The organism is Herbaspirillum sp. CF444 (assembly GCF_000282135.1).
Taxonomy (GTDB): Bacteria; Pseudomonadota; Gammaproteobacteria; order Burkholderiales; family Burkholderiaceae_D; genus Herbaspirillum.
Map to the genome: position 1 here is coordinate 110,824 of NZ_AKJW01000083.1, position 12,855 is coordinate 123,678.

Here is a 12,855-nt window from a genome sequence, read left to right on the forward strand (position 1 = left end):
CATGGCAACAGAAAATACATCGACCGCACCGACCACTACGGGAACCGCCGACAAGATGGGCGCCCGCTTCGTGGAAGCGGGCCTGCTGACCGAAGAACAGGTCGCACGCGTTGTCGAGTTGCAAAACTCCGCCCATATCCGCTTTGGCGAAGCCGCCGTCCGTCTCGGGCTGCTGACCGAACAGGATGTGCAGGCGGTGCTGTCCAAACAGTTCAACTACGCCACCGCCCTGACCTCGACCGAAGGCCTGGACAAATCGCTGGACATCGCGCTGGCGCCGTTCGGCATGGAGGCCGAAGCGATCCGCCAGATCCGCGCCGAGTTGTCGATACGCCTGAGCGACCAGGAAAAAATCTCGCTGGCCATCGTCAGCACCGCCGAAGGCGAAGGCAAATCCTATCTCGCCGCCAGCCTGGCCCTGGCGTTCTCGCAGATGGGCAAACGCACCCTGCTGATCGACGCCGACATGCGTTCGCCCAAGCAGCATCTCCTGTTCGGACTGGGAAACAAAACCGGCCTGTCGACCATGCTGGCCGGCCGCACCGAGATTTCCGCCGGCGGCCTGACCGAAGGTTTCCCGCATCTGCATGTCCTCAACGCCGGCCCCCAACCGCCGAATCCGCTGGAAATCCTGCTGCAGCCGGCGCTGAGCAACCTGATGCGGCAACTGGCCAATGACTTCGACGTCTTCATCGTCGATACGCCGGCTGCGCAAACCTCTTCCGACGCGCAGACCATTTCGCAGCAAGTCGGCATGTGCCTGCTGGTGGTGCGGCAGCATCACTCCCGCCTGGACGACCTGCGTCAGACACAAGCGCAAATGAAAACCGCAGGCGCACAAATCATCGGCACGGTCTACAACCAGTTCGCCGAAGAAGACGCCTTCGACCAGCTCGAAGGCAAGGGCAAAAAACTATGGCACCGTCTGCGCAAATGGCTGAGCAGCCCACTCAACAGGTAGGCGGCGTCAGCAGCAGGAAGCTGCTGACGCACTCGCTGGCGTCGCTGCTCGACCAGGCCTTGCTGAGCGGCCTGAACTTTGCACTGGGGCTGGTGCTGATCCGTCTGGCGACCAAGGAGTCCTACGGCGTCTATTCGCAGATATACGTCGCCGGCATCTTTGCCTCCACCGTCATCGAAGCGCTGATCACCGGCCCGCTGACCACCATTGCACCCGGCAAGACGATCGCCGAACGCGCGCGCCTGACCACGCTGTTGCTGCGTTTCCAGTGGCAGCTCAGCATAGTCCTGGCAGTATTGTTCGGCATCGGCAGCGGCGTGATCGCGACCCTCGCGAAGATCGACGCGCATCCGGTCTGGCTGGGCATTGCCTTCGCCATCTATATCCTGGCCAACGCCCAGCGCGAATACCACCGCAGCATCAGCTTCATCGAAGCCCGTCCTCGCCGCGTGCTGCACACCGATGCAGCCTATGCGCTCGGCGTGATGGTGGGCGTCGGCATCCTGCTGCTGGCCGGTTACCTGACCGTGCCGGCGATATTGCTGGTGCTGGGACTGGCCAACATCGCCGGCATGTGGCGCAGCACCGACCACGGACTGGCATCGCCAACTTCGATGCAGGCCCGCGATAAAACGGAATACCGCGCCGTCGTCGGCGAAGTCATGCAACGCGGCCGCTGGGCCTTGCCGGGCGCGCTGGTGGCCTGGGCCACCAATTACAGCTACCTGTATCTGGTGGCGGCCGTGCTCGGCGTTGCCGCATCCGCCGACCTGAACGCCTCGCGCCTGCTGCTCATGCCGATCTCGTTGTCGGTGCTGGCCTGGTCGCGCGTGGCGCGGCCAATGGTCAGTCGCCTGTTCGCGGCACGCGACTGGAAGCATCTCGACCGCCTGGCCTGGGCCTCGATCGCCGGCATCGAAATCGTCACCATCGCCTACGTCATCGCCCTGTGGCTGGCCTTGCCGTGGCTGCAGGCGCATGTGCTGGGCGCCAAATACCACGGGCTGGAACCGATGGTGCTGGCCTGGGGCGGTTACTTCGCCATCAATGCGGCACGCTGGATCGGCTCGTCCTGGCTGACCAGCAATGATCAGTACAAGCTGCTGCTGCTGAGCGGCGTCGCCTGTCTGGTCATCATGCTGATTTCGGCAGCAGTGTTCATCCCGCTGTACGGCACATGGGGCGCAATCCTGGCGCTGATCATCGTGGAAGTGTTCGACCTGCTGCTGATCTGGGTCGTCTTCCTGCCCATGCTGAGGCGCAGACAGAGATGAGCGCGCCCATCGACATCAGCATCTGCATCTGCACCTTCCGCCGTCCCGAACTGCTGGATCGCTTGCTGGCCGCGCTGACGGAACAATCCTGCGACGCCTTGCACATCGAAGTGGTGGTAGTGGACAACGACCCTGCCGGTTCGGCCGCGCCTGTCCTGCGCGACTGGCAGACCCATTTCCCCATGCCGCTGCACGCCGTGCATGAAAATACGCCCAATATCGCCAAGGCGCGCAACGCCGCGGTGCATACCGCACAGGGAGAATGGGTACTGTTCATCGACGATGACGAAGCGCCCGACCCCGACTGGATCCGCCACCTGGTCGCCGCCCAGCGCCGCTACGACGCCGACGCGGTGTTTGCGCCCGTGCTGCCGCGCTATCGCGACGACACGCCGGCCTGGATACGCAGCGGCGACTTCTTCAATCGCCGCCGCTTCGCCACCGGCACCGTCATCACCACCAAGGACGCCCGTACCGGCAACGTATTGATCCGGCGCGGCAAACTGATGGCCGTCTCTGCTCCCGAAGGCGGGCCTTTCGACGCCGCCTTCGGCCGCACCGGCGCGGAAGACACCATGCTGTTTCGCGACATGCTGGCGCACGGCGCCAGATTCGTCTGGTGCGACGAAGCCACCGTGAGCGAAGAAGTCCCGGCCCAGCGCGCCACCCTGAACTGGCTGCTGCGCCGCTCTTACCGCCTCGGGCAAACTTACGTCTTGTCGGAAATCGCCCGCCTGCACGGCATGCAGCGCTTCCTGCGCGCGGCCCAGCTGGGCGTGCGCGCGCTGCTGCAGTTGCTGATTGCCGCCGGCGTCGCGCTGGCGACGCTGCCCTTTTCCCGCATCATGTCCATTCGCTGGCTGCGCACCACGCTGGCGCAGTGCGGCAAATTAAGCGCCCTTGCGGGCCATCGCTATCATGAATACGGCAACTGACCAATTGGGCGCATCGCGCCCGGCCAACATCTTCGACAACATCGATCCGCTTGTCGTGCGCCTGCTGATCGTCATGAGCATCACGTTCTCGCTGCTGCCGCCCGGTTTCAACTGGGGCAACACCGCTGCGCAAGGCAGCTATGTGGAAGGCTCGCTCATCTTTCAAATGGAATTCGGCTCGGTGTTCCTGATCGGCGCCTGGCTGGCCTGGCGCAATCGCGGCTGGAGCCTGCGCCATGTGCAGCACCTGAATCCGCCGTTGATCGCCATCATTCTGTACTGCCTGATCACCATCCTCTGGTCGCCCTACCCGGTCGTCACGCTCAAACGTAGCATCCAGCTGATCGGCCTGACGCTGGTCGGCATCGCGATCTCGCCGCCGATCGGCGGCAAGCAGCAACTGATCCGCACCATGCTGGGCACGCTGATGACGCTGATGGCGTGTTCGTTTGTAGTGGCGCTGGTGCTGCCGCGCATCGGCGTCGATTACGAATTGGGCGGCGCCTGGCGCGGCATCCTGATGCAAAAAAATGCGCTGGGCGCCATCTCCGGCCTGTGCGTAGTGTTGTGGATCAAGGAAAGCCTGGGCACCACGTTTCCGCGTTCGATCTGTTATTTCGGCATCCTGTTCAGCCTGTTCATACTGGTGATGGCCAAGAGCAGCACGGCCATCCTGGTAGCCGCGCTGGGCACCGGGATCTACCTGCTGGTACGGCGACGCTACCTGACCGGTGAATTCGACGGCCGCAAACTGACGATCAGCGTGGCCGTCGTCATCCTGCTCGGTTTCCATATTTTTTACGTAATCAACGGTCGCCTGCCTGAATGGAGCGAGCTGTTCTCTCCCTTCACTGCGCTGTTCAACAAGAGCACCGACCTCACCGGCCGCACCGACATCTGGCGACTGGTGCTGCTGGAAGTGGATCGCCATCCCGTGTTCGGCATCGGTTACGGCGCCTTCTGGCTCGGCGAAGGCAGTCCGTCGCAGACGATCATCAGCGCCCTGCACTGGATTCCGCTGCAGGCGCACAACGGCTACCTCGACATCCTCAACGAGCTCGGCATCATCGGGCTGGTCATCATGGCCGGCGTGTTCGTCTTCCACATCCGCAACCTGATCAAGCTCACGCGCATCGACCGCGAAGAAGCCGCCATCCACTGGGCCATGCTGATCCTGATCCTGATCAGTAATCTGTCGGAAAGCGAGGTGTTCCGCGGCGTGCTGTTCCAGAATATTTTCTTCATCTATTCGTCGACCGCGATTTCCGCGCGCCTGACCTTGCATCGCATGGAACAGGCTGAACTCGCAAAGCAATCCGAAAATACCTTGCCTGGAGCCGCATCATGAGCAAACTCATGTGCAACATCCTGCACCTGCGCACACTGATGCAGGCTGCCGCCTGCCTGACGCTATCCGCGCTTTCCCTGCCCGCAACTGCGCAGACTGCACCGACGGCCTTCACCATCGGCGACAACGGTATCGCGTATTTCAATTTCGCCATCGATGAAGACAAGCTGGGCGGCGCCCCCGACCGCTCCGCCATGAACCAGCCGCTCGACGCCGGCTCGCGCATCTTCGTACGCAACGGCCACTTTTACCGCGTCGGTCCCGACCATCGACCGAATACGGCCGACGATGCGCGCGTGCGCCTGTACGGCATCAACCTGAGCTTTGCCGCCAATTTTCCATCCGACGCCGATGCCGTGCGGCTGGCGCAACGCCTGCGCAAGCTTGGCATCAACGCCGTGCGCCTGCATCACATGGATACCAGCCCCGGCACCCAGGACAATCCGCCGCGCGGCCTGCTCACGCCCGGTCCGTATCCGACTTTCAATCCGGTGGCGGTCAGCCGCCTGCGCAACCTCATCAATGCGCTGAAACTGCAAGGCATCTACGTCGACCTCAACCTGCACGTGGGCTATCGCTTCCGCCCCGCCGTCGACCAGTTGCCGCCATTGGACGGCAAGACAGAAGCCACGCCGCTGGGCGCGCCGATACACGTCTACTATCCGCGCATGGTGGCGCTGCAGGAAGACTATGCACGCCAGCTGATCCGCGCGCTCGGCTTGCGCAACAACCCGGCGCTGGCGATGGTGGAGATCAACAATGAATCGTCGCTGCTGGCTGCCTGGCAACGCCGCGAGTGGACCGAAGCCGTGCCCCGCGCCTACGAGGCCGAACTGCGCAAGCAATGGCAGGAATGGCTGGTCAGGCGCTACGGCTCTACGGCCAAAGCCTGCGCGACGTGGAATACCTGCGTCTCCTCCAGTTCCGTGGTGCCGCTGCTGACCCCTACCGACGCCTCGCAAATCGGTCAATGGCGCGACCGTCTCGACGGCAAGTTCAAATCGCTGACCGAAAAGGTGCTGGGCCCGGCCGATCCCGGCACGCCCAATACGTCCGGCGAAGCCTTGCGCGTGCGCGACTTCCTGCTGTTCCTGGCGGACACCGACCGCGCCTACTTCAATCGCCTGCGCCAAGTCGTGCAAAGCGAGACCGACGCGCTGGTGCCGGTGACCGGCACCCAGATGGGCTACGGCGGCGTGCTCAACTTCGATTCGCAGGCGCAGATGGATTACCTCGATGAGCACTTCTACATCGACCATCCCGACTTCCCCGGCCCGGCCTGGGACCGCAACGACTGGCGCATCCGCAACAGCGCCGCCAGCGACGGCGAACTGAACCGCCTGCTGGCGCTGTCCTTGCGCCGCGACATCCGCAAGCCCTTCGTCGTCAGCGAATACAACCAGCCCTTCCCCAACAAGCAAGGCAGCGAAATCCAGCCGCTGATGGCCGCCATCGGCGCGGCGCAGGATTGGGATGGACTATTCTTTTTCGACTACATCGACGGCGACAACTGGGCCGCCACGCCGTCCGCCTTCACGCTCAGCGGCGACTGGAGCAAATACGCCGCCACCGGGCAAAGCGCCATGCTCTTTCGCAACGGACTGGTCGGCACGCTGCCGAAGCAAACGGCGATTCCTTTCGGCGCCGAAACACGCGCGGCAGTCGCCGCCGTGCGCGAGCAGAGCGCATTCGAAACGCATCTGTCGGTGCGCTACGGCGTCACGCCGGAACTGGCCACGCAAGCGCGACTGGGCATGGATCTGACCGGCGCCGGCAAGCTGGACAAGCAAACGCCGCCGGCAACAACGCCGCTGCGCGCGGCCAATGGCGAATTCGAATTCGAAGCGCAACAACGCACCATCCAGTTGCGCACGCCGCAGGCGCGCGGCTTCTTCGGTTTCCTGATGAAACGCCGCGTGGGCGACGACAATGCCGCCATCGAGCTGCTCGGCAAGAGCCGCGGTTTTACCGGCGTGCTGCTGACCGCGCTGGATAACCGCCCGCTCGTCTCGTCGCGGCAGATACTGATCTCCGCATCGAGTGCCGTCACCGGCAATCAGCCCGGCTCGATGCCGCCGCGCCCGAAGGAATTGATCCGCTACAAGAGCGACGCCAGATGGTGGACGCTGGAGCAGGACGCCGGCATGAACAACAAACCCTCCGGTCCGCGCGACGTCGAAGGGCCGGTCTGGATGGAACGCAATGAAGCGCGCATCAGCTTGCGCACCCAGGCCAAACGCATCAGCGTCTATCCCCTCGACGGCAGCGGCAAGCGCATGACCGCGCTCGACGGCAGCCGCGCCAGCCTCAACAACGGCATGGCAATCATCCATATCCAGGCCGATATTGCCCAGGCCAGTCCCTGGTACGAGGTAATCGCCGATGAATAAACGCAAGCAATCGCTAGGCCCTTTCTTTTTGCCGGCGCGGCTTTGCATGCTGGCATCGGCAGCGCTCGGCATGTCGCTGATATCCGCGTCGGCGCGCGCCACGGCCGAATACGCGCTGCAGAGCGGCGTGAGCTGGTATCGCATCGACAACCCCTTCATGTTCCCGGGCGACAGCGACAACAAGCTCAAGACCTCCGACTCGGCCTGGTCGACGGACGTCCGCGGCGCGCTGTTCCTGCCGCTGCCGACCGAGCGCAGCAACCTGCAGCTGACCGCATCGGTGTCGCAGATGCACTACGGCAGCACATTCGGCAACTACACCGACCTCAACGGCAACGGCCCCTATAGCCTGAACCAGACCAAAAAACAATTTCAAGGCATGTACACCTGGGAATTCAGCGACCTGCTGCGCGGCCGTATCCGCCATCGCACCGACGACCGCCTGTACAACTATTTCGGCGGTGAAATCACGCCGAGCACAACGACGCCGCCACGCGGCATCTCCAACGTCGAGCCGGAATTTCCGCATATCCGCGAAGACGAGGTCGAAGTCGCCTATCGCGTCACCAACCGCTTTGACGTGCCGCTCACCTGGACTCAGCAAACGCTGAGCTACACGGTGCCGGGCCGGGTTGAGATGTACAACATGAACAGCAACGCCATCCAGGCGGCGATCCGCTACACCGCCGGCACCAAGTCGACGCTGTCGGCGGGCGTACGCCGCAACCGGGTCGGTTTTCCCAATCGTACGGCCCAGGACGTCGCCGACTTCGATTCGGGCTATACCGATACCGAATTCTTCACCGACGCGGCCTGGCGCTATACCGAGAACACGGTGTTCGTCGCCCATCTCGGCTCGATCGCGCGCCATTTCAACACGTTGCCCAATCGCGATAGCCGGCTGGTGTCGGGCGAGCTTGGAGTCGACTGGCATTACTCGACCAAGACCACCTTCTACGGCCGCATCTGGGATCGTCCGCAAGCCAACGAGGAAGCCGACAGCCGTCTCTACGTGATTACCCGGGGCGTGCAAGGGCGTGCGGTATGGCAGGCCACGCCGAAGACGCGCGTGTCGCTGCTGGCCTCGCTGGAGTCGCAAAAGTCGCAGAACTTCGCCACCGCCCAGATCAGCACGCCGACCAGCGGCGACGATCAGGTGTTGCGCCTGGGCTTTCGCTACGATTACGACATCACGCGCCGCCTGGCGCTGCGTGTAGACGCCATACGCGAACAGACCACCTCCAAATCGGGAGGCAATATCGACTACCGGCGCAGCACGGTACAAGTCAGTCTGAATTACACCTTCGACAACATCACCGGGCCGTTCAACTTCGACAACCAGCAAGGCTACAACCGCGCGCGTCAACAAATTGAGGATCTGCGATGACCGTCGGCACCAGTATGAGCACAACGGCAAGCGCCCGACCTTCATTCGATTACATCCCCGGCCTGGACGGTTTGCGCGCCTGCGCGGTCCTGCTGGTGCTGGTGGCCCATCTGGGCTTCAGCACGGCGATCCCCGGCGGCTTCGGCGTAACGGTGTTTTTCTTCATCAGCGGCTTGCTGATTACCCGACTGCTGCTGGCTGAGCATGCACAAAACGGCCGCATTGCAGTGGGACGGTTTTATGTACGGCGCTTGTTCCGGCTGTATCCTGCCTTGCTGGTGGCGGTGGCGCTGGCCGCACTGACGTTCAGCGCAGCGGGCGGCATCATGGGCTGGGGCAAGGTATTTTCAGCTTTGTTCTACTATGCCAACTACTACGGCATCTACGTTCACTTCGGCCAGGGCCGCGACGGCTTCGATCCTTTCAGCATTCTGTGGTCGCTGGCGGTGGAGGAGCAATACTATCTGGTCTTCCCTTTTGTCTGCGTCGCTCTGCTGGCGGGAACCGCCGACCTGCGCCGCTTTTCCTGGGTGCTGGCGGGCAGCGTCGTGCTGGTGCTGGCGTGGCGCGTGATCGTGCATCATTATGGCAACAGCGGCGGCGGCACCAGCGATTACATCTACATGGCGACCGACACGCGCATCGATTCGATCCTGTACGGCGCCTGGCTGGCGCTGATCCTGGCCAACGATACGCAAAAGCACTGGCGACGCTTTTCGGCCAGCCACGTGGTGCAGGCGGTGTGCCTGTTGTTGCTGCAGGCCAGCTTCGTGGTGCGTCATCCCGGCTTTGACGACACGCTTTGTTACTCGCTGCAAGGGTTGGCGCTGATGCCGCTGATAACCGCAATTTGCTTCACTGCTTCGGCGACGCCGTTGACCAGGGTGCTGGAAACCAAACCCATGCGCCGCATCGGCGGCTGGTCGTATTCGCTCTACCTGTATCACCCCATCGCCATCGTGCTGGCGGAGATCTGGTGGGGGCCCGGCAGCCTCGGGCCGCAGCGCATCGGCTGGCACGCCTTCCCGGCCTTCGCATTGACTGCGGTGCTGCTATCATTTGTACTTGCCGTGTCGTCCTACAATTTTGTGGAGAAGCCGTTCCTGCGCTGGCGCCGCCGTTTCGGCGCGCACGTGGTCGACAACTGATTGACGAGTTGACATCATCGCCAACGCTGCCGGAAAACACTCATGCCCGATACCGCCGCCAAACTTGCCCTGCGCATCAGTCGCCGACTATCGCAGCATGCCTTTCGCAACCTCTTGCCATTGCAGGCAGAGACCGGCGTGGTCAGCTTCACCTTCGACGACGCGCCGGCATCGGCATGCGAAGCAGGTGCACACGCGCTGGAGCACCACGGCGCGCACGGCACCTTCTACGTGGCCGGCGGCCTGACCGGCGGCATGGAAGAAGGCAAACCCTGCCATACCCGCGAACATCTGCAGACCCTGCTGGCCAACGGCCACGAACTGGGCTGCCACAGTTTTTCGCACATCCGCTGCGACAACCTGAGCGTCGATGCGCTGGAAAAAGAACTGGACCGCAACGCCGCTTTCCTCGCCGAATTGGGCGTGGATATTGCGGCGCTGAATTTCGCCTATCCGTTCGGCGCCTACGCCTACAACGCCAAACGCATCTGCAGCAGGCGCTTCCGTTCCAGCCGCGTCACCGGCGGCGGCACGCATGAACAGGTCGCGGACCTGAACGCGCTCAAGACGCATCGCCTGTACGACCTGCCGGTGGATACGGAAAATTATGAAACGCTGCTGGAACGCACCGCGCGCAGCAAAGGCTGGCTGATCGTCAACACGCATGACGTGGAAAGTCCGCCGAGCCGTTTCGGCTATACTCCTGAGCGGCTGGAACATGCCGTCGCTGCCGCGCTGGCCGCGGGCTGCAAGGTGTTGCCGGTGAATGCGGCTATTGATTACTTCGAGAAGAACGCTGCCCGCGCAGACGCCTGACCAGGCTGCGCAGACGCTCATTGTTGCGCGCCCGCGCACGCAGTTGCTGCCAGGCCTCGCTGCACGCCACTACAATTTTTCCGCGCAGGCTATGGCCCTGCTGGCCGGCATACAGCGGCAGCATGTGATCGGCCCATTGCATCTTGTAGCCCTCGTCGCCCACGGTCAGGTCGAACACCGCCAATCCTTCTGCGATGCAATGCTGTACCACGGCATCGAGCAAGATCCGTCCCACCGAATAGCGCGCCCACTCGCCGTCCTGATAACCCGGCATGAGCCAGTAAAAGCGGCTGCCGTAGCGCATGCCCCAATGCGTTGCAACCAGATTGTCGTCGACATACAAGGCCGATACGACAATCTCGCCGCCTGACAGGCCTTGCGCCGCAAGATGTTGATAGAAGTCCAGATAGCCCGGCTCGGCGAACAGATCGCGGCTGCCGGTCTCATGCCAGCGCCGCGCCTTCTGCTGCGCCATGCCCGAGATCACCGCCGCACGCTGATCCGCAGGCGCATCGATCAGCAATTTCACCGTGCCGAATTCATTGAGACGCCGCAATTGCCGGCGCGTGTCGGCAAACATTTTGGCGCTGCGCGCTTTCTGGAATTCGGCATAGGTCGGCGTCAGCGTCGCCGCATGCGCCTGCTCGGTGCGGCGCATGCCCGTCAATGCAATCAGCGGATTGGCGACGCCTTCGACATGTTGCGGCATGCGCCGCGCGCGGAAGACATCGACGCCGCCCAACAGGCGGATGATGACCGGCCACAGCAGCGCAAAGGATGAAGCGTCGAAGTCGGGATGCAGCAGCGGCGCATGATAGTCGGTGATCTCGCCGCCGAGGAAACCGGCGATGCGTATCCCCTGCTTGCGCTGAAGGCCGAGCGGCAGCAGCATCAGCGTGCGATCATCCGCATCCGTCAGCTCGACAATGCAGACTTCCCAGCCCTGCCGCGCCCCCAGTTCGCGCTGCCAGGTCGCCAGCCAGTCGTAGGCCTGGAAACCGTATGCCGCGCATGAGGCCTGCGCCGCGCGCCAGCGCATCTCGCTGTGTTCGAAGGAGGGATGAATACGCATCGCCATCCCCACGGCAAAGCGGCCGGCGATATCCGGCGCCAGTGCGCTCAGCAGGTGTCGGACGACTTCATGCGGCATAAGCGATATGCGGCGCGGCAACTTCGGCAGATTCAATAAGCATTGCGGTCTTTGACCACCACCAGCACGGTGCGCAGGATGATCTTGAAATCCAATGCCAGCGACCAGTTGCGGATGTAGTAGAGATCGTACTCAATACGGCGCTGCATCTTGTCGAGCGTATCGGTTTCGCCGCGCAGGCCGTTGACCTGCGCCCAACCGGTGATGCCCGGCTTGACCTTGTGGCGCAGCATGTAGCCCTTGACCTGCTTGCGATACAGCTCATTGTGCTGGACCGCGTGCGGACGCGGACCGACGATGCTCATCGAACCTTCGAGCACGTTGAAGAACTGCGGCAACTCGTCCAGCGAGGTCTTGCGCAGGAAACGACCTAACGGTGTTACACGAACATCGCCAACAGTGGCCTGCCTGACCTCTTCATCCCTGGGCAAGGGGTCGTTGCGCATCGAACGGAATTTGGACACCACGATCTCTTGTCCACCGACGCCATAACGGAACTGACGAAACACCACCGGTCCCGGTGACGACAGTTTCACGCCCAGCGCGATGAACGCCAGCAACGGACTCAGCAAGATCAGGATGATCAACGACAGCACCACATCGACAAAGCGCTTCAGCAGGCGCGCGACACCGATAAACGGCGTTTCATACGCCACCAGCACCGGCGTGCCGGCCATTTCTGCATATTGCATATGACCCAGCCCGAACATCTTGGAATCCGGCACGAAATACACCGATGCCACCGAATCATGCAAGGCATCCACGACCGGGGCGATATCGCTGGAACGCGCATGCACCAGCGCCACGAACACCACATCCACCGGGTTTTCCTCGATCCACCTGATGGCATCCATCAGACCACCCAGACGCGGCAGTTCAGCACCTACCCGCTGGATGCCCTGGCGATTGTCAAAGAAGCCGAGCGGACTGATGCCCAGCATTTTGGAGGTCTTGAACGATTCCGACAGACGCTGTGCATCTTCACTGAAACCGACAAACACGGCGGTGCGCCGTTGCCCCTTGGCGGTGTACAGACGCAGTGCCCACCAGCGGCACAGCAAAGAGGTAGCAGTCAGCGTGAACGGCGTGATGATCAGCCAGGCAGTCATCACCACCCGCGAAAAATCGGCAGTGCTTTTGGTCAGGTACAGCGCCAGCACCACCACGAAGAAGGTGCCGACCCACAGCCGTACTATCGTGCCGAAATGATGCACCATCATGGAAGTGTTCTCGACCGCATAGCGGCGCAGGTCACTGAACACGATAAAGCCGGTGACACCGGCTACTGCGGCGACAAAGTTGAAGGTGGAGAAATTCGCCCACTGGTAGAAAGCGACACAGACTTCCAGCGTGAGTACGATGGTAAAGGCGTAGGCCACGCCCACTACGAGCCCCAGTAAAGTCGCATGGTGATTGCGCTTATCCGAATAAAAACTCAATGCCCAC

General features: G+C 62.5%; 10 protein-coding genes. 8 read left to right on the plus strand and 2 right to left on the minus strand.

Annotated features, from left to right (window positions below; translation table 11 throughout):
- Nucleotide 1: 1 nt before the first annotated feature.
- The 8 genes from PMI16_RS19565 (at nt 2) to PMI16_RS19600 (ending at nt 10,259) form a co-directional block, all read left to right on the plus strand.
- Nucleotides 2-961, plus strand: coding sequence for a polysaccharide biosynthesis tyrosine autokinase (locus PMI16_RS19565; protein ID WP_157212709.1), 960 nt, complete (start codon nt 2-4; stop codon nt 959-961).
- Nucleotides 934-2,235: a lipopolysaccharide biosynthesis protein gene (locus tag PMI16_RS19570; RefSeq protein ID WP_157212710.1), complete on the plus strand. Its 1,302-nt coding sequence runs from the start codon at nt 934-936 to the stop codon at nt 2,233-2,235. The genes PMI16_RS19565 and PMI16_RS19570 overlap by 28 nt, the downstream gene beginning before the upstream one ends.
- A complete protein-coding gene (locus PMI16_RS19575) occupies nt 2,232-3,170 on the plus strand; it encodes a glycosyltransferase (RefSeq protein ID WP_007882718.1) in 939 nt (312 codons plus the stop codon). The genes PMI16_RS19570 and PMI16_RS19575 overlap by 4 nt, the downstream gene beginning before the upstream one ends.
- Nucleotides 3,154-4,518, plus strand: coding sequence for an O-antigen ligase family protein (locus PMI16_RS19580; RefSeq protein WP_007882719.1), 1,365 nt, complete (start codon nt 3,154-3,156; stop codon nt 4,516-4,518). Before PMI16_RS19575 ends, PMI16_RS19580 begins: the two co-directional genes overlap by 17 nt.
- Complete coding sequence (locus tag PMI16_RS19585; protein WP_007882723.1) at nt 4,515-6,908, plus strand: hypothetical protein; 2,394 nt, start codon at nt 4,515-4,517, stop codon at nt 6,906-6,908. The genes PMI16_RS19580 and PMI16_RS19585 overlap by 4 nt, the downstream gene beginning before the upstream one ends.
- Before the next feature lie 70 nt (nt 6,909-6,978).
- Nucleotides 6,979-8,295: a hypothetical protein gene (locus PMI16_RS19590; RefSeq protein ID WP_237719900.1), complete on the plus strand. Its 1,317-nt coding sequence runs from the start codon at nt 6,979-6,981 to the stop codon at nt 8,293-8,295.
- A 14-nt stretch (nt 8,296-8,309) separates the two neighbouring features.
- On the plus strand, nt 8,310-9,443 hold the full coding sequence (locus tag PMI16_RS19595; protein ID WP_237719901.1) for an acyltransferase family protein: 1,134 nt from the start codon (nt 8,310-8,312) through the stop codon (nt 9,441-9,443).
- A 42-nt stretch (nt 9,444-9,485) separates the two neighbouring features.
- Nucleotides 9,486-10,259 (plus strand): polysaccharide deacetylase family protein, encoded by a 774-nt coding sequence (locus tag PMI16_RS19600; protein WP_007882738.1) that lies wholly within the window; start codon nt 9,486-9,488, stop codon nt 10,257-10,259.
- Here PMI16_RS19600 and PMI16_RS19605 read toward each other — a convergent pair.
- The gene (locus PMI16_RS19605; protein ID WP_007882739.1) at nt 10,216-11,409 is read right to left on the minus strand and encodes a GNAT family N-acetyltransferase; all 1,194 of its coding nucleotides are present in this window, start codon (nt 11,407-11,409) and stop codon (nt 10,216-10,218) included. The genes PMI16_RS19600 and PMI16_RS19605 overlap by 44 nt on opposite strands.
- Before the next feature lie 32 nt (nt 11,410-11,441).
- Nucleotides 11,442-12,848: an undecaprenyl-phosphate glucose phosphotransferase gene (locus PMI16_RS19610; RefSeq protein WP_007882740.1), complete on the minus strand. Its 1,407-nt coding sequence runs from the start codon at nt 12,846-12,848 to the stop codon at nt 11,442-11,444.
- Nucleotides 12,849-12,855 lie beyond the last annotated feature (7 nt).